The sequence below is a fragment of the Mediterranea massiliensis genome (genome assembly GCF_900128475.1).
GTDB lineage: Bacteria > Bacteroidota > Bacteroidia > Bacteroidales > Bacteroidaceae > Bacteroides > Bacteroides massiliensis_E.
The window spans coordinates 121,506-138,270 of the sequence record NZ_LT635836.1; the positions used below are offsets into that span (position 1 = coordinate 121,506).

General features: G+C 47.9%; 14 protein-coding genes, 1 tRNA gene and 1 pseudogene. 9 read left to right on the top strand and 7 right to left on the bottom strand.

What is annotated here, in order from left to right; all coding sequences use genetic code 11:
* Positions 1 to 125 precede the first annotated feature (125 nt).
* Positions 126 to 497, top strand: a complete 372-nt coding sequence (locus BQ7483_RS05135; protein WP_072545117.1) for a hypothetical protein — start codon at positions 126 to 128, stop codon at positions 495 to 497.
* A gap of 33 nt (positions 498 to 530) precedes the next feature.
* Here the strand turns inward: BQ7483_RS05135 and BQ7483_RS18135 are convergent, their stop codons facing one another.
* Positions 531 to 662, bottom strand: coding sequence for a hypothetical protein (locus tag BQ7483_RS18135; RefSeq protein WP_262493912.1), 132 nt, complete (start codon positions 660 to 662; stop codon positions 531 to 533).
* A gap of 102 nt (positions 663 to 764) precedes the next feature.
* On the opposite strand from BQ7483_RS18135, the pseudogene BQ7483_RS05140 reads away from it, so the two are divergent.
* The 8 genes and pseudogenes from BQ7483_RS05140 to BQ7483_RS05175 all read left to right on the top strand — a co-directional run bounded on the left by BQ7483_RS05140 (position 765) and on the right by BQ7483_RS05175 (position 10,706).
* Positions 765 to 1,952 (top strand): annotated as a pseudogene (locus tag BQ7483_RS05140) (primase-helicase family protein).
* A 603-nt stretch (positions 1,953 to 2,555) separates the two neighbouring features.
* Positions 2,556 to 3,848 carry a MobV family relaxase gene (gene mobV / locus BQ7483_RS05145; protein ID WP_072545118.1) on the top strand — a complete coding sequence of 431 codons (1,293 nt, stop codon included), beginning with the start codon at positions 2,556 to 2,558 and terminating at the stop codon, positions 3,846 to 3,848.
* Positions 3,849 to 4,180: 332 nt separating this feature from the next.
* The gene (locus BQ7483_RS05150; RefSeq protein WP_235847309.1) at positions 4,181 to 4,501 is read left to right on the top strand and encodes a hypothetical protein; all 321 of its coding nucleotides are present in this window, start codon (positions 4,181 to 4,183) and stop codon (positions 4,499 to 4,501) included.
* A 216-nt stretch (positions 4,502 to 4,717) separates the two neighbouring features.
* A complete protein-coding gene (locus BQ7483_RS05155) occupies positions 4,718 to 5,881 on the top strand; it encodes an IS4 family transposase (RefSeq protein ID WP_072544385.1) in 1,164 nt (387 codons plus the stop codon).
* A gap of 37 nt (positions 5,882 to 5,918) precedes the next feature.
* A complete protein-coding gene (locus tag BQ7483_RS05160) occupies positions 5,919 to 7,376 on the top strand; it encodes a hypothetical protein (protein WP_139247538.1) in 1,458 nt (485 codons plus the stop codon).
* 27 nt (positions 7,377 to 7,403) lie between these two features.
* On the top strand, positions 7,404 to 7,910 hold the full coding sequence (locus BQ7483_RS05165) for a 3'-5' exonuclease (RefSeq protein ID WP_072545436.1): 507 nt from the start codon (positions 7,404 to 7,406) through the stop codon (positions 7,908 to 7,910).
* 4 nt (positions 7,911 to 7,914) lie between these two features.
* Positions 7,915 to 9,648 carry a DUF262 domain-containing protein gene (locus tag BQ7483_RS05170; RefSeq protein WP_072545120.1) on the top strand — a complete coding sequence of 578 codons (1,734 nt, stop codon included), beginning with the start codon at positions 7,915 to 7,917 and terminating at the stop codon, positions 9,646 to 9,648.
* 152 nt (positions 9,649 to 9,800) lie between these two features.
* On the top strand, positions 9,801 to 10,706 hold the full coding sequence (locus tag BQ7483_RS05175; protein WP_072545121.1) for an IS982 family transposase: 906 nt from the start codon (positions 9,801 to 9,803) through the stop codon (positions 10,704 to 10,706).
* Between the two features lie 206 nt (positions 10,707 to 10,912).
* Here BQ7483_RS05175 and BQ7483_RS05180 read toward each other — a convergent pair whose 3' ends face one another.
* The 6 genes from BQ7483_RS05180 to BQ7483_RS05205 all read right to left on the bottom strand — a co-directional run.
* The gene (locus BQ7483_RS05180; protein ID WP_072545122.1) at positions 10,913 to 11,161 is read right to left on the bottom strand and encodes an AMP-binding protein; all 249 of its coding nucleotides are present in this window, start codon (positions 11,159 to 11,161) and stop codon (positions 10,913 to 10,915) included.
* Entirely contained in the window at positions 11,145 to 11,309 is a 165-nt protein-coding gene (locus tag BQ7483_RS17705) for a hypothetical protein (protein WP_154673567.1), read from the bottom strand. Before BQ7483_RS17705 ends, BQ7483_RS05180 begins: the two co-directional genes overlap by 17 nt.
* Positions 11,310 to 11,979: 670 nt before the next feature.
* A tRNA-Arg gene (locus tag BQ7483_RS05190) sits at positions 11,980 to 12,053 on the bottom strand.
* Positions 12,054 to 12,136: 83 nt separating this feature from the next.
* Complete coding sequence (locus BQ7483_RS05195) at positions 12,137 to 12,940, bottom strand: AbgT family transporter (RefSeq protein WP_022021308.1); 804 nt, start codon at positions 12,938 to 12,940, stop codon at positions 12,137 to 12,139.
* Positions 12,930 to 13,664, bottom strand: coding sequence for a DUF5932 domain-containing protein (locus BQ7483_RS05200; protein ID WP_072545125.1), 735 nt, complete (start codon positions 13,662 to 13,664; stop codon positions 12,930 to 12,932). Before BQ7483_RS05200 ends, BQ7483_RS05195 begins: the two co-directional genes overlap by 11 nt.
* Before the next feature lie 18 nt (positions 13,665 to 13,682).
* Positions 13,683 to 16,765: DUF5113 domain-containing protein (locus tag BQ7483_RS05205; protein WP_072545126.1), on the bottom strand; the 3,083-nt coding region annotated here is incomplete at its 5' end.

The following is a 16,765-nucleotide window of genomic DNA, read 5'->3' on the forward strand; positions in this document are numbered from 1 at the left end:
CTACCACCGTAAGGTGGCATGGCGCCGACAGCCGAGCCTACAAGTGACCAACGCTAAACTTGAAAACGACATATCCGCCTTTGAGAGCAAGATAAGCGGACGTTTCGCCATTTGACGTACAGCCTATGAAACGGACAACTATCACGATGGACGGGTGTGGCAGGATTGTCGTGCCGTCTGATACTGCCAGCGTGTGGATGTGTGAAATGGAATTGGTGACGCTGTTCGGTGTCATCGCCCCGACACTCCGTGCAGCCATCCGAGCCGTGTACAAGAGCGGAGTATTGCAGCCTTACGGTGTGGAAAGGCGTATCAAGTTACCAAACGACTATTATGCAGAAACGTATGCCCTGCCAATGGTCGTGGCACTCGCTTTCCGCATCAACACGCCCAACGCCGCAAGGGTGCGCAATGCCCTGTTGGAAAGGCTGTGCTTGCGAAAAGACAGACAAATGCTTTGGCTTTCGTTAGGCAACAGCACATCGTGTAAGTGTTAGCGGGTGCAGTTGCGTGTCAATACGCCCGTGCACTCACACAATCCCTTTGCCCGAAGAAGTACCATTTTCCGCTTCTCCGGGCTTTTCTTTTCGTCTTTTGACAGCTGGCATTACCCATTCCGCTGCATTTTCTTGTCCGTTAGTTTCTTTTGCGTCGTTCTGCATAGTTTTACGTATCAAGGCTTTAGCCGCCCTGTCGTAGCTTTGCAGCCATGTTTAATCCGCCTGCCGACAAGGTGTCGGCGGCACTAAATCTGTATTAAAGACATGGAAAAGAAAGAAACATTCATCCGAGTAGGCACCGCGCTCTACAAGATTGTAAACCAGCCCCGTATTGACGGCGGCTATGTGAGGAAACGCATCGCATGGAACTCCGAGACCCTGCGGCAGGACTACGGCAAGGACTATATGGCGAGCGTTCCCAAGTATGACGGCTTCTGCACCGTTCCCGACCATGTGGGCTACCAGCCCGTTGTCGGCAAGTTCCTCAACCTCTACGAGCCGATAAGCCACCAGCCGCAGGAGGGCGACTTCCCCTGCATCCGTTCGTTGGTGGAACACATCTTCGGCGAACAGTACGAGTTGGGCATGGACTACTTGCAGCTGCTCTACCTCTATCCCGTTCAGAAACTGCCCATCCTCCTGCTCGTGTCCGAAGAGAGGAATACGGGCAAAAGCACGTTCCTGAACTTCCTGAAAGCCGTATTCCAAAACAACGTGACTTTCAACACCAACGAGGACTTCCGCAGCCAGTTCAATTCCGACTGGGCGGGCAAGTTGCTCATCATGGTGGACGAGGTGCTGCTCAACCGCCGTGAGGACAGCGAGAGGTTGAAGAACCTAAGCACCACGCTTTCCTACAAGGTGGAGGCGAAAGGCAAAGACCGTGACGAGATAGGCTTCTTCGCCAAGTTCGTGCTTTGCTCCAACAACGAGCATCTGCCCGTTATCATTGACGCAGGGGAGACACGCTATTGGGTGCGAAAGATTGTGCCGCTCCAAAGCGATGATACCGATTTCCTGCAAAAGCTAAAAGCGGAAATTCCCGCTTTCCTGCATTTCCTTGCTGGTCGAAAGCTATCCACTGAGAAGGAAAGCCGCATGTGGTTCAACCCGAAGCAGCTGGAGACGGATGCCCTGCGGAAGATTATCTGAAGCAACCGCAACCGATTGGAGATAGAGATGGCGGAACTGCTGCTTGACATCATGGCGAAGATGGAAGTGGAAACGGTGTCTTTCTGCCTTAACGACATCATCCCGTTGCTTGTCTGCTCACAAGTCAAGGTGGAGAAGTCGCAGGTTCGGAAAGTGGTGCAGGAGTGCTGGAAACTAACACCAGCTCCCAATGGTCTTACTTATACCGCCTACCAATACGGCGGCACAGACCGTTACCAAACCCGAAGATGCGTGGGCAGGTACTATACCGTCACGAAAGGTCTGCTGGAAAGGCTTTGATATTCTGTTGAATTGTTGAATAAAGATAGAAAAGTATTGGTATATAATAACATACAACCTCAACAAACCGCCAACAACACACAACGGCTGATGAAAAGAAAAAGCATCGGCACACCTCTCCGAACTTGCCTTTTCTTTTCACATCCGTTTGTTGGGTGACATGCTTTTGTTGAGAGATTGTTTAGAGTATATCTTGCAGTATATCAGTATATTATCTACTCGCATCAACAATTCAACGCTTTTTCACCCTCAACAAGTCCGCCGGGGAAGCAACAGAGGCGAACACCGCCATCCGCAGGCAGGTCGGACGGACTTCCATCCTACCGACCGACAAGGGAAAGCCGATGTCGCTGGCGAAAAGAAAAAGGCGTAAGATACCCACAGACAACATCGCCGACACCGCCGCAGGCTTTTGGGAAGCAAAAAGCCATAGCTTATTAGGGCGTTTTCTTCACGCACCGCTGACGCTAATGCTAAAAACACCCCAATGAGCCAGCGGGGTTGCACCCCTCTGGACACCCCCGTTTGCCCCGTGCGGCACGACCGCAGGCGGACGGATACCGACAAACAAGTTTGTAGAACCTAACAAAACAAGAAACGAACATGGGATACATAAGCATCCAAATCAACAAGGCGAAAGGGTCGGCTGACACGGGCGCATCCGATCATATAGAACGCAAGACCACGCCCAAGAACGCAGACCCCACACGCACCCACCTCAACCGTGAATTGGTGGAATTTCCCGACGGTGTGGCAGACCGCACCGGAGCGATAAGCCACCGCATCCACACGGCTGGCATCAAACGGAAGATAACACCCGACCAAGTGCGGGCAATCCGCATCGTGCTTTCGGGTACACACGAGGATATGATGAGAGTGCAGGACGAGGGCAGACTATCCGAATGGTGCGATGACAACCTGCAATGGCTGCACCGCACATTCGGCAGGGAGAACACCGTATCGGCAGTGCTGCACATGGACGAGCATACGCCGCACATCCACGCCACGGTCGTGCCGATAGTGACGGGCGAACGCAGGAAAGCAAGGAAGAAGCAAGCGGAGGGCAGACGCACCTACCGAAAGAAAGCCAACGCCGTGCGCCTGTGCGCCGATGACCTCCTGACCCGTGAAAGGCTTGTCGCCTACCATGACAGCTACGCCGCAGCGATGGCGAAGTACGGCTTGCAGCGTGGTGTCCGAGGTTCGGAGGCACGGCACATGACAACCGCCCAATACTACCGTGACCTGAAACGGCAGACGGGAGAGCTTGAAGCCAACGTACAGCAGTTGCAGACCGAACAGCAACAGGCGGAACGGCAGCTTGACGAAGTGCGGAAAGAAATCAAGTCGGAGAAGTTGGAAGCCGCCAAGACCGAGGCGAAAGCGGCACTCGTGGCAAAGGTCGGTTCTCTTTTGGGCAGCGGCAAGTTGAAAGCGGAAAGGGAGGAATTGCAGCAACGCATATCCGCCCTTGAAAGTCAGAACGAAGAATTGGTACGGCATATCAAGACAATGGAACAGACACATAGGGAAGAACGCACCAAGTTCAATGAGTATATGGACAGGATACAGCGTTATTTCCCTTATGTGGAGAAGCTGCTTCCGTTGATTGACTTTTGCCGAAACACCTTGCATTTCTCTGAAAGGCTAATCCAAGAATTGTGCAAGTTGAAGAAAGTAAGGCTGAAAGGCGATTTCTATTCCCCTGAATTCAACCGAAAGTTCCGTGACGAGAATGCGGCTTTCTCATTTGAGGAGGACAAGACCAAGAAAGAACACTACCATATATGCGTGAATGATATTTCGCTTGTCCAATGGTTCAGACAGAAAGCGAATGAATGGAGAAACGGTTTAGGGATTACACCTACAAGGCAGGATAAGGGACTAAAAATATAGGATGTGCTCAAAAACACTCCAAAATCAAATAAAAACATTATAAGATAGGGGATTACCGAAAAAATCCTCTATCTTTGTAATTGGATTGAGGCAACTCTTTCCAAGACATACGAGAAAAAAGAAAAAGCGTTATGCTTATCTCTAAGTCGGGAACGTAGGAAATTCAAGACTTATTCAGAGAGACGGCATAGTGGTTCTCACGCTATAGCGTAGGCTGTTATTACCATATCCTGAATAAAGGTTTTTCCTACGACCTCCGACTTAAGACGTGGTAGCATTGCAGTTCCACGCTTCGTGGTTTTAATTAAAAGGTCAAAAGGGACTGTAAGACCATGTATATTAACATTATGGCTATTTCAATAATTGAACGTCATGGAAGTTGGTATGACATCTTTGACGACCGTGGAAAAAAACAAAAAACAATGCCTGAAAGTATTGGGACGATGCTTGGATGGAGTACACATTTCTTTATCGTTCAAAAGGGGGCGTGGTATGATTTGTATGATGAATCAGGTAAGAAGTATAAAACTCTTCCTGAATCAATAGGCTCATTTGTAAGTATAGCAGGAGATACTTTTGTAATAAGAAAGGGTTCTTGGTTAGATACTTATGATATATTTGGAAAGAAAATAAGCACACGTCCGGTACGTTAAAGGATAAGCCATGTCGGTATGTGATGAAAATCGTTCCGACATGGCTTTAAATATAATAAAACGTTTGTGTATTTGCGAATAAATTAAATACATTTCTTCATTAGTGTCCACTAAAAAATCATAGAAGTTCTTTGAAATTATTGAAATTCAATTTGTTATAGGTAATTTTAGATTCCCGAGACTTGAATTTAACTTTGCGGTCAAAATCAGACCGTTATGTTTAAAGACGAGTACGTTTTCTCTCAATTAGTTAAATTCCTTGATTACGAGAAATTCAAATACATTGTGAAGAAATACAATGGCAACAAGTATATCAAAAGCTATACCTGTTGGAATCAGTTGCTTACGATGATGTTCGGTCAGCTATCCAATCGAGAGAGCCTCCGAGATCTGGTTGTGGCTATGGAAGCACATGCTGGGAAACTCTACCATCTCGGAATCGGGAAATCTGTAACACGAAGCAATCTCAGTAAGGCTAATGAGCAACGTGATTACCATATTTTCGAGGAGTATGCAACATTCATGATTGCCGAGGCCCGCAAGCGTAGAATCAATAAAATATTCGAACTTGACGGTCATGTTTACGCATTTGACTCTACAACGGTTGATTTGTGCCTGTCGGTGTTTGAATGGGCCAAATTTCGCAAACATAAAGGCGGAATAAAGTTGCATACGCTCTATGATGTTGAAGCGGAAGTACCTGCATTTGTGCATATTACACCTGCCAACATTCACGATTCAAAGGCTATGCCTGAGATACCATACGAATCTGGAGCGCACTACATATTCGACCGCGGATATAACGACTTCAGCAATCTTAATACGATAAATCGTATAGGTGCTTTCTTCGTTGTACGAGCCAAAACAAACGTACGGATCAAGCCTAAAACCTGGAAACGAAGATTGCCGGAAGGTGTAGTTTCGGATGCAATCGGGTGCTTTACGGTTTATAAAAGTTCTAAGGATTATCCTGAGGAACTTAGAAAACTCATCGTTGAAAATCCTGAAGACGGTACACGATATATCTTCCTGACAAACAATCTTGACGCATCTGCGGAGTTGATATCATCGCTTTATCGAAACAGATGGAGTGTTGAACTGTTCTTCAAATGGATAAAACAACACCTCAGGATTAAGAAGTTTTGGGGAACATCGGAAAACGCAGTACGCATACAAATCTATTGTGCGATAATTACTTACTGTTTGGTAGCAATAATTCAACACGATATGAAATTAGAACGCAGCGTCTATGAGGTTCTTCAAATCCTCGGAATCTCTCTGACCGACAAAACACATCTCAGTGACTTGTTCGACAAATCGAATTTCAAAAATGTCAAAGACCGATATGATTCAAGTGAACCGAATTTATTTAATTTTTAACCTTGTCCATTTTTAGTGGACAGTAGTGACATTTCTTATGAAACTAACACAAAGAAAAGCCATTTTGGTTGTGGCTATATTGGTGGTCATTGCATGTTTCTTTGCCGTTTACCTAAGACTTTTCACTGGGAAAGAACTTTGGTATGAAATGTTTGCGGCAGTTTTGGGCGTTATCATTACAGCCGTTATCACAATGATACTTCTTAGAGGTCAGAGCGATGATGATGTGGAACGTGAGAGAGCCGCTAAAATTTTTGGAGAGAAGCTTCGTATTTATCAAGACTACCTTCATACCTTATGTGATGTAATCAAAGACCACAGCCTTTCGGATGAAGAAAAAATCCGTCTTGAATTTCAGACATCTTATGTGGCAATGCACTGTGATTCGAAATACATAGCAACAGTCAGTAATGCAGTCAAAGAACTTATTGAATATTGCTGTCCTGATGAGGACAGCGAAAACTTGAGCCGTAAAAATAAGAGTGGTTCTCCTGACCCTTTATTAGACAATCTTTTCTGTATAGTGGAAGCCTTCAGAAAGGACTTGTATGGGGATGATTTCAAATTTGATGACAAGCACAAGCAAGATACGCTCGAAAATTTCTCTAATGCCTATCGCAATGCCAAAAGTCCTAACGGTGCAGATGCGGTACCAGAACAGCAGCGCATAACCGTTGACTTGAATGTGCTTTCCAATTCACTTGCCAATGCAAGAGGCGTTGATACTATTTCTGAAAAGAAACCAAATGAACAAGATTTAGAACAACAGCCAGAAACAGCTTATGCGGAAGATACAAGTATGTGGGATAAAGCTTTGTCGAAATGGGAAGAAGAATGTTGGCATGTTGAAGGTATGTCTGACCAATATGACGGGTTCAAAATGACGAATACAAATGGTAATCCCGGAGTCATTGACGTTGGTTTTTGGCAAGGGCACTATTATATCCAAGCTACGTATGACGGAGATTCTGATTTCTCAAAACCATTAAAATGGGAAAAAGGAGGACGTAGAAGTTATGGTCAATGGTGGCAATACTTTGCAGAGCCTTATTACAATATAGCTGAAGGAAAATTTGTAGAAACATTTAAGTCAGACAAGGAGTTGCAGCAATATATAATAGATAATGTGGAGCAACTGAAAGATATAATAAAACGGCATCATCGTACTACGACTTGGAAAAATGGTGTAGGTTCTTATGAGAATTGGAATATATTTATCTGGTATTGGGATATGTTGGCTTGCCAACTATATTCAAACGGAGAAAGAACTCTTTATATGGATATTATTGAAGATGGGAACAGTGGAAATGTTCTGATACAATTCGCCAATAGAAATGAAGACATGGAATTGTTGAAGAATACATTAAAGCGGATGGGATGTCAAGACAAAGAAATAAATGCAGACGGATATGTTGTCTTGGAAGAAGTGAAATCCACAGACGCAAGTGTAGTTTCTGAAAGAGTAAAATATTGGATTGAGAAAATAAACGGCTGACTGCCCAACATGACACAGGAAATCAAGATGAAAAGCTTTGTGGCAATTGACTTTGAAACTGCCAACCAGTATCGTTCAAGCGTATGCAGCGTTGGAGTTGTTGTCGTAAAGGACAATAAGATTATAGACAAGTTTTATAGTCTTATCCACCCTGCACCCAATTATTACTCATATTGGAACACGCAAGTCCATGGCTTGACGATTGATTCCACTCAATCGGCTCTCAATTTCCCTGATGTATGGGCAAAGGTTAGTCCACTGATAGGAGATCTGCCATTGGTCGCACACAATAGTTCGTTTGATGAAAGTTGCCTGAAAGCGGTTTTTCATGCTTATGGAATGCCATACCCGAATTATGCATTCTACTGCACATGCAGGGCTTCGAGAACTATTTTGGGCAATAAACTTCCAAATCACCAACTCCAAACCGTGGCACAATACTGTGGCTATGATTTGGAAAACCATCATCATGCGTTGGCTGATGCTGAAGCTTGCGCACAAATAGCCATAAAAATATTGAATTTTAATTTGTAATATTATGGAATCTACGACAATTAAAGCCTTATTCGGAAGACGTAATATCCGATTTGTTATTCCAGAATACCAACGTGCTTACGCTTGGGGAGAAAGGCAATTCTCGCAGTTCGTTGAGGATTTAAGGGAATGTGAAGAGAATTACTATCTGGGACACTTCCTGTTTGAACAAAGTGATGATACTTTATATGTCATTGACGGCCAGCAACGTCTAACTACATGTATCATCTTTTTCAGTACATTAGTGAATGCTTTAAAGCATCGGCATGAGGAATGGGACAATAACGAAAACGCAGATGACATCAAAAACTTATTGGAGGACATTACTGATTACTATTTGAAAGATATAAGACGCAATAAGCAGAAATTCATGACTGTACCTTATGACAACAATTTCTTTGTGGATGCAGTCATTGAAAACAAAGAGTCTGTTTCAGAAGAAGATTTGACCTCAAAGTCAAGAGTTGCCATGTATAAAGCTCGCACATACTTTGAAACGGAATTAAAGGAATCCTCTGTACAGCAAATGCTTTCTTGGGTTAACACGTTGGAGAACGCATCCATTACCACTTTTATTGTCAAGGACAAGTTGCAGGCAGCACAGATTTTCGCATACCAAAATGACAGAGGTAAGAAACTTACCAATTTGGAAGTTCTCAAAGCCTATTTCATGTTACAGATTTTCCGCATAGGAAATAATGAGGATGACATACACTATATAGAAAAGGCTTTTGAAGAAATATATCATAACATCGTCCTTGTATCTGTGGATGAAGATAATGTCCTTAACTACTATTGGAGAGCTGTAGGTCCAAAAGGATATTATAGCGAGAAAGTTGTAGGCGAAGTCAAGGATTGGCTTAAATCCATTTCAAGAGAAGAACAGACAAAACATATAAAAAGTTTTGTCAACGGACTATCCAAAGCCTTTTGCCTTATCAAACAGATAGAGCAGGACAACTCCTTCAATACTGCAAACTTGAAGTGCATGAATAACATGGCTTTTTCATATCCTATGCTCATTAAAGCGAAACTGTCGAATGTTAGCGATGAAGTATTCATGCGCCTTATAAAGCTGTTGGAAAATCTAACGTTCCGTTCATTGATTAGGGGCGGACGAGCTGATATAACAAGTAGGTTGCAGAATGTCATACAAAATGCGAACGATACTGAAAGCTTTAATAAACAGATAGATTCTGTGAAATGGAAACTTAACAACGATTGGTGGTGGGGGTATTGGAGCGATACGGAAATGCTCAATCACGTTAGGAGTGGTTGGTTTTATGGCAACCGTGTGGATAACTACTTACTATGGAGATATGAACAGTATTTGTGTAATGATAATTATCCAACTCCTAAGGTTTCTTATTCGGATGTCATTTCCAACGAAAGTATTGAACATATAGCCCCACAGACACAAGCTAATCCTTTAGAAAATGGTTATGGCGTTTATGAGGATAAGAAAAATCCTGAAGAAGGAATCGTTTCAGGTGAATGGATGAATTGCGTTGGAAACCTGATGTTGATGGCTGGACGGCAAAATAGTTCTTTGGGAAATCGTCCATTTGCGGATAAATTACAAGTATATGGTCGGGACAATCTATTGAATCAACAAAAAGAGATTATAGAATTTGTAACAGACAAAGAACATCCCGTTTGGGACAAGTCAAGTATAGAAAGACGTTTCAACAAGATTGTCAGTGCGGTAAAAGAAATTTGGAATTTGAACAATATATAAACCGAACGAATAATCGACAATGGTATTTGCAATGCAGTAACATTAACGTGAGTTCGAAATAATAATAAATATATTTCAGTGATAATTAGAAACATAGCGATAAAAGTATTAAATTTATAGTGCTGAATTATAAGATTTAAACGATTACCACTATGTTTCCAGAGTCTAAAGTTACAGAGATTTATTGTATGGCCGATGATTTTTGCAAGGAATTTACATTGCAACAGGAAAAATATATGATTGAGGATAAGAAAACCAGGCATCGTAACAAGCCTAACCGTATGAATGATGCTGAGATTATGGTTATTCTAATCCTGTTTCACTCCGGTGGTTTTCGCTGTTTCAAGCATTACTACAAGGAATATGTCTGTAAACATCTGAAACACCTTTTTCCGCGTCAGGTTTCTTATAACCGTTTTGTGGAACTGGAGAAGGAAGTGCTGCTTCCTATGACCATCTTCATCAAGAAAGTCCTGCTGGGAACCTGTACCGGCATCAGTTTTGTCGACTCCACTCCTTTACGTGTCTGCCGTAACCAAAGAATCCTTATTCATAAGACATTTGAAGGACTTGCCGAGCGTGGAAAATGTTCTATGGGATGGTTCTTCGGATTCAAACTACATCTGATAATCAATGACAAAGGGGAAATCCTCAATTTTATGTTTACTCCTGGAAACGTGGATGACCGGGAGCCTTTGAAGCAGGGTAAGTTTCTGGAAAACATCAAAGGAAAACTATGTGCTGACAAGGGATATATTGGCCAGGCTCTCTTCGAGAACCTTTTCCTTAATGGCATTCAGCTTGTCACTAAAGTTAAAAACAATATGAAGAACTCGCTGATGAGCATCGCCGACAAGATCCTGCTCAGAAAAAGGGCCTTGATTGAAACGGTTAATGACGAGCTGAAGAACATTGCACAGATAGAACACTCCAGACATCGTTCGTTCAATAACTTTATAGCCAACTCTTTGTCGGCTATAGCAGCATATTGCTTTTTTGAAAAGAAGCCCGCCATTGATGTAAACTTTGTCAATGACGGACAACTGTCTATTTTCTAATTTTATATCGAACTCACGTTAACATTACTTTTTTCACAAGATATGTTACTGCATTTTTGTATATACCAATAAAACATGTACCTTTGCAACAAAGAGTTGTTTGGCAGAAGAATACCGCAAATCACAGAGTTTGAGACTGTTGCCAAGTCATTACCTCATTCTTCGAGAAAAGCTCATAAGTAGCTCATTTCTAATATATTCCTATTTTAACATCGGATTTTCCCGGAAAACATCACAGCCAAGATGGATGCGTAGGTTTCGATACAATTTTCAGCCGTAATGCCAATAATGTCTTCCTTGAGATTTCTCAGCGTTTCACAAATACTTCCTGCCAATCCGAACAATTCCTGATAGGTATAAGTCCGGTCGTCAAGGACCAGTGCCGGACGCATGGCATGACAAATTGATGCCTGGGCTATAACTGCCAGCATATCTGCATCATTTTTCTTCTTCATATTCTCCGTTTACATTTTCTTGTTCTGCTTTCGGTTCATGCAGCACTGTTTTTCCTTTGATGGCACCGGCACTAATCCCAATCATCCACAAGAAATGAGGGAAAGGCAATGTCAATTTCTCGGTATTTCCATTTTTTGTTGTTTTCATCTTTCTTTTCTATATTATAAGGTATTTGTTTTCTTTTGAAAAAATACATTGATAAATTCCAAAGTTTCAATAGCCTTCAGATGTCTCTTTCATCTTTTGACAATTGAATATTCGAGATCATATTTGTAATTACCAGATGTTTCACTACGAGTAATTCCACTGTTTTTAATAGCTGCTCCTTTATTTTCTCATCCATATAACTGAAATTGACACAAAAACCACTATTCCACAACCGTGAATATTAGTTAAAAATTTCATTCCATCTCGTCTATGTAGTAATTCTCTGCATCGTTCAGGCAAAACATCAATGCAGTCCACATACGAGATTCAATACTGGAGTATTTTAATAATGAAGCAGGCAAATCAGGATTGTGATTTATCTTTGATGAAAGGGATTATAGAATCAGATTCACTATCTCATTCTTTTTTCAAACCGGAAATTGTCATCCGGACCGCATGCATAGTTCGGTTGGGGGATGTGAAGTAGGATGGTGCGGATTGAAAGAATACTGGAGATTATTTTATTTCATTCTCATTCATCCGCTTAATCCAATAGGACCTCTTTCAGGTGAGTTGAGGTATTTTATTTTGTATAAAAGACAGGCATATATATACAAAAAAGGAAGTCTAAAACCTGTAATAATCAGTGTTTTAAGAACTTCCTTCTCTGTGATTCCGTTGCGATTCGAACGCAAGACCCACGCCTTAGAAGGGCGTTGCTCTATCCAGCTGAGCTACGGAACCAGCCTTAATTGCGGTGCAAAGGTACGCTTTTTTATCGGAACTGCAAACAAATGGAGGATAAATCTTCGGCCGAAGCATGAAAATTAGCCCTTGGAGCGATGCAAATAATAGCCCCAGGCCAGCAGAAAGGGGACATACGAAAGAAAGAGGGCGACAAAATGCTGCCCGCCGTCCCCCATAAAAGAGGTCCAGACACGCAGGCAATCGCCCAAATGGGAGTAGTCCACGCAGGCAAACATTTGGGAAGCAAAAAAGCCAACCGTCAGGCAGAGCACAACCAGACGGCCCAAGTGTGCCAGCCCGTCGGCCACGTCGGCATCGCGACGATAACGCCCGCTGATGAAGCCATAAAAGAGTCCCATCAGGGCCAGGCCGGCCGCAAACAAAAAAGGCAAGCCCTCCAGGAAGGGCGAACGGGACAAGCCGCCGTTGATGCTACGCAGGATGGCCCAAGGCGAGAAGGTGGCAAACAGAAGAATTGCTACATAAATGCCGCCCGCCACGCACGCGCTCTGCAACGCCCTGCGCTCCTTGCGCGACAGGGAACGTCCGCCTCCTGACGACATCCTGCCCACCCCACGGCCCAACCAAGACCATCGACGCAGGCAGGCATCCGCCAAGCCTGAATGCATCAGGATGCCCACACCCGCCAACACCATCAGGACAGGGCCCAAGGGAGGAAACTCCATGAAATTGGACACCACGTGGCGCAACATCCAACGGATGCCCTCGGGGCTCAAAAGGCTGCGCAGGCGGAAGACTTCGCCCGTATCGGCACACACGGCCTGCACGCCGTAGACTTCCAATATCCACGACAACAGCACCACGAGGCAGGTCAGCGCGAAGAACAACGTGGCAGGGTGCCAAAAGGTGTGTCTACTCTTCATCGGGCTCCAGGTTGTCGATGTCCAAAATGCGCAGTTCGATGGCGCGCACCACCAGGCGCGTGGCGTTGACGCCCGCCGCCCGCTCGTCCTCGGAGAAGAGGCGGCTGGTCAGGTCGTTCTGACGCTTTTCGAGTGACTTCACGCCGAAGGGCATCCCCTTGAGCGAGGCTATCATCTCCTTGGTGTAGCCCAGGGCCAGGTGGCGGAGGAAACGCTCGTCGTACTCGTCGATGTCGTAACTGATGTAGGCCTCCTGCCGCCTGGCATCGTTGAGCACCGAACGGCGGAAGCGCTCCACAATCTTCTCCAGAATGGGATAGTTGAAGACCAGCTTCTTGCCATCCATCACGGCCTGCACGTCGGTCTTGGTGAGCAGTTCGCCCGTCTTGAGGATGATACCGTCGGCACCTGCGTCGAGCGCATCCACCCAAAGTTTTTCGTTCAGTATCTCGCCTGTGAAAATCAGCACATGCACGCCCGGATACTTCTGCCCGATGCGGCGGCAGATATCCACGCCTACGGTTGTGGAGCCGCCCAGCCCCAGGTCGAGCAGCACCAGGTCGGGTACCTGCTTCTCCATGAGCGGCCAGAATTCCTGCTCGGTCATGGCCGTGCCTATCACTTCGGCGTCGGGTATCTCGTGGCGGAAAATTTCTTCCGTCCCCTTCAGCTCCAGCTTGGCGTCTTCCACGATAATCACTTTGTGTTTCATTTCTTTTTCCATTGATTGATATCTGTTTGTTTACTTGCGTTCATTTCCGTTCATCTTCCGAGGGAGGGTGAAGTGCACCACGAAGCCCTTCACCTCCTGAAGCCGCTCGGCATAGATGCGGCACCCTCGCCGGCCGGCATATTCGTCGTGGTCGCGGACGATCTGCTTGGCAATGAGGTACTCCGTGCCCTGCAGGCGACCGCCCGCTCCGCCCGACATGCGCTCCAGGCTGGGCGAGAACAGGTGGTTCAGCTCGTCCTGCGACTTGTCGCGGCGGGTGTCGGCCAGGCTGAAGCGGACAAAAGGACCGTCCACGCGGGCAGAAAGTAGAAGAGCGCCTTCCAGAGGGACGGACAAGGCTTCGTCCAGCAGGCTTTCGAAGAGGAAATTCAGCTGGTACACATCGCCCACCACCTGCGCCTCCTCCGCCTCGACAGAGAGGCTGACGGGCGGACGCTTGCCCTTCGAGGCCTTGCGGAAGTATCGCTCTGCCGCGGCCAGCAGGGAGGATGTGGAGAGGGTCGTCCGTCGGAAGGTCACTTCCTCGAGCTGGCGCGAGGCGCACGAGCTGAGCAGGAAGAAGACCGCCCGATAGTAGTCGGTCAGCTCGCGGACGGCGGCCAGCGTCTCTCGCTCCTCGTCGGCAGTCAGCGCCCCCGAACGGAGCTTGCCCACGAGCTGCCTGATTTTGTTGGGATAGTAGAGGGTCTCGTGCTTGATGGTCGAGAGGCAGTTGTCGAGCACCTGGTTCTGCACATGGAGCTGGTTGTCCTCGTAGGAGGCGCGTCGGGCCTCGTCGCCCGCCAGCTCGATGTCGCGGTACTTGCCCGCCAGCTTCACCACGGCGTTGAAGAGGACGATGGCCGTGTAGCGCGCCACCAGCTCGAGCAGCAGGCGGTCGCCTTCGGCCTCCGTACCCTGACGGCGCTCCAAGTGAAGCACGCCCACGCAACGGCTTCCGCCACTCGCCTCCACCAGGAGGGGAAGGATTTGGGCGTGGTCGGAAAACAATGCTTTCCTTTGCGCAAAGCACTGCTTTATCTCCTCCATCGCACTGCTTTCCTCGCCGGCTGCCAGGCGGGGGCTGCACACATAGTCCAGCCGGCCGGTATCTTCATCGCAGACGGCAATGCCCAGGCGGTCGATGCCCACCAGCTCGTTGACCGACTGGAAGGCCTCGTCCACCATCCGCTGGGGTATCTGTCCGAGCGTGTCCTCCCCGCTGTCCACCCATTCGGAAGAAGTCTCCTGAGGCATGTGGCGGGCCGCCCTGAACATGCGCCCGTTGATGTCGAGCACCTGCTCGAGGTTCCAGCGGTCTACCAGCCGACGGCGGATATAGAGATAATAATAGCCTAGGCACAGCAGGAAGAAGAGGAGCACGGCCAGCCAGATGCCCACCCTGCGGTTGCCCGCCGAACGCTCCAGCTGGCGGCAATATTCTTCGAGCGACTGGTCCTCGCCCAGCAGCTTGTAGAGGGCCGTATAGGCTTCGTTGTTGTAGCGGTAGGCCTTCCATTGCTTCAGGGCAAGGAAAGCCACGGCCGCCTCGTTGCGGATGTCCAATATCACATGATAGTCCGTATCGAACCACGCGCCCCACCATTGCAGCTCCGAAGCGACGCCCTCGCCCTCGAGCGACATCAGGGGCGTCGTCTGCCCGCTCCGTCGGACGTAGTGTTCGTTCAGACACCAAAGGGCCGAGTCGGCATAAGCCAGCGCCTGGCGGTAGTTGCGGTCGATGTTGCTGTAATAGACGGCATTGGCATAGTCGGAGGCCCAAAGCAGAAGCTCGTCCGCCTCGTCCATCTGCCCGGCGCGGAGGGTGTCCTGCCCCGTCACGGCCGACAACGAGTCGGCTCCGCCACCTGCCCCATCGGCCATCGGACGGCCTGCACACGAAGCAAGGACCATCAGACAGAGCGCGCCCAGCCCCATCAGGGCCTTGCGCACGCCCACGGGCAGGCGGAAATAGAAGCGGCTCCCCTTGCCCAGGCGGCTCTCCACGCCAAAGGTGCAGACGCCGAACAGGGCGTTGGTCTTGCGATACTTCTCGATGATGCCCCTGCAATTCATCAGGCCGAAGCCGCTTCCCTTGCTCTTGAGGAGCTCTTCCTTGTCGGCGGCGTCGTTCAGGCCGATGGCTTTCGAGTCGCAGACCTTCGCCTCCATGAGGGAAGCGGCGTCCGAGGGCGAGAGGCCACGACCGTTGTCCTCGACCGACACCTCGACGTAGTCGGCTCCACGGGTGGCGTATACCTTCACGTGTCCGCCCTGCGGAGTGTATTTGCGGGCGTTGTCCACAAGCGTGTTCAGCATGAAGAGGGTCAGGGCGCGGTCGGCCTTCACCCATGCGTCGGTGGGTACAACTTCGAACGTCTGATGGCGCAGGTCGAACACCCTCCTGCCCTTGCCCAGCAGGGCGAAGAGGTCGCCGAGGGCAAAGCTCTCCACATGGAGGCTCAAGGCCCCCTGCTTCATGCGGATCCACAGGGCCAGGATGTCGTTGTAGTCGTTGATGGTAGCCACCAGTTCGTCCATATACTGATATTTTCCTGCCTTGACTTCCGCCTGAAGCATATCGCCCCCCTGCGCCATCTTGCCGGCCTCGTTGGCCAGGCGGTCGATGTAGGGCTGCATGCCGTTGACAATGGCCAGGCAGGCTTTCTTCTCCACATTGCTCCGCTTGCGGGCGGCGATGTGCTGCTCGCTGACGTAGCGTTCCTTCTCCAGCCGGCGGCGTTCGTCGCCCAACGCGATGGTGGCCCTGCCGTTCTCGAGCGCCCATTGGATGTAGGGGGTAATGAGCCGGCGCAAGGCTTCCTCGTCGCGCTTCAGGTGCAGATGGGGGAAGACAATCTGCCCGTCCTCCACCAGGAAGTCCCTCGTGCCGAAGAGGCGCTCCACGTCGTCGGCCACCGCTGCGGTGATGGCTTCGGCCACTTCCTCCTGCGTCTGCGCTTCGGCAGGGATGGAGGCGGTAATCTTCTGGCAGAGGTCGAGCACAAGGCGCAGGCGGCGGAGGTGCGTCAGGTTGCGCTTCTTCGAGCGGCGGTTGAAGAAACAGAAGAACACCAGCACCGCCACGATGCCCGCCCCCCCGGCCAGCGACC

Excerpts from the sequence above, each read along its gene's own strand:
- mobV (WP_072545118.1), top strand. The coding sequence starts at position 2,556 with ATGGGATACATAAGCATCCAAATCAACAAGGCGAAAGGGTCGGCTGAC.
- BQ7483_RS05175 (WP_072545121.1), top strand. The coding sequence starts at position 9,801 with ATGTTTCCAGAGTCTAAAGTTACAGAGATTTATTGTATGGCCGATGAT.
- BQ7483_RS05135 (WP_072545117.1), top strand. The coding sequence starts at position 126 with ATGAAACGGACAACTATCACGATGGACGGGTGTGGCAGGATTGTCGTG.
- BQ7483_RS05195 (WP_022021308.1), bottom strand. The coding sequence starts at position 12,940 with ATGAAGAGTAGACACACCTTTTGGCACCCTGCCACGTTGTTCTTCGCG.
- BQ7483_RS05160 (WP_139247538.1), top strand. The coding sequence starts at position 5,919 with ATGAAACTAACACAAAGAAAAGCCATTTTGGTTGTGGCTATATTGGTG.
- BQ7483_RS05170 (WP_072545120.1), top strand. The coding sequence starts at position 7,915 with ATGGAATCTACGACAATTAAAGCCTTATTCGGAAGACGTAATATCCGA.
- BQ7483_RS05180 (WP_072545122.1), bottom strand. The coding sequence starts at position 11,161 with ATGAAGAAGAAAAATGATGCAGATATGCTGGCAGTTATAGCCCAGGCA.
- BQ7483_RS05150 (WP_235847309.1), top strand. The coding sequence starts at position 4,181 with ATGTATATTAACATTATGGCTATTTCAATAATTGAACGTCATGGAAGT.
- BQ7483_RS05155 (WP_072544385.1), top strand. The coding sequence starts at position 4,718 with ATGTTTAAAGACGAGTACGTTTTCTCTCAATTAGTTAAATTCCTTGAT.
- BQ7483_RS05165 (WP_072545436.1), top strand. The coding sequence starts at position 7,404 with ATGAAAAGCTTTGTGGCAATTGACTTTGAAACTGCCAACCAGTATCGT.
- BQ7483_RS18135 (WP_262493912.1), bottom strand. The coding sequence starts at position 662 with ATGCAGAACGACGCAAAAGAAACTAACGGACAAGAAAATGCAGCGGAA.
- BQ7483_RS17705 (WP_154673567.1), bottom strand. The coding sequence starts at position 11,309 with ATGAAAACAACAAAAAATGGAAATACCGAGAAATTGACATTGCCTTTC.
- BQ7483_RS05200 (WP_072545125.1), bottom strand. The coding sequence starts at position 13,664 with ATGGAAAAAGAAATGAAACACAAAGTGATTATCGTGGAAGACGCCAAG.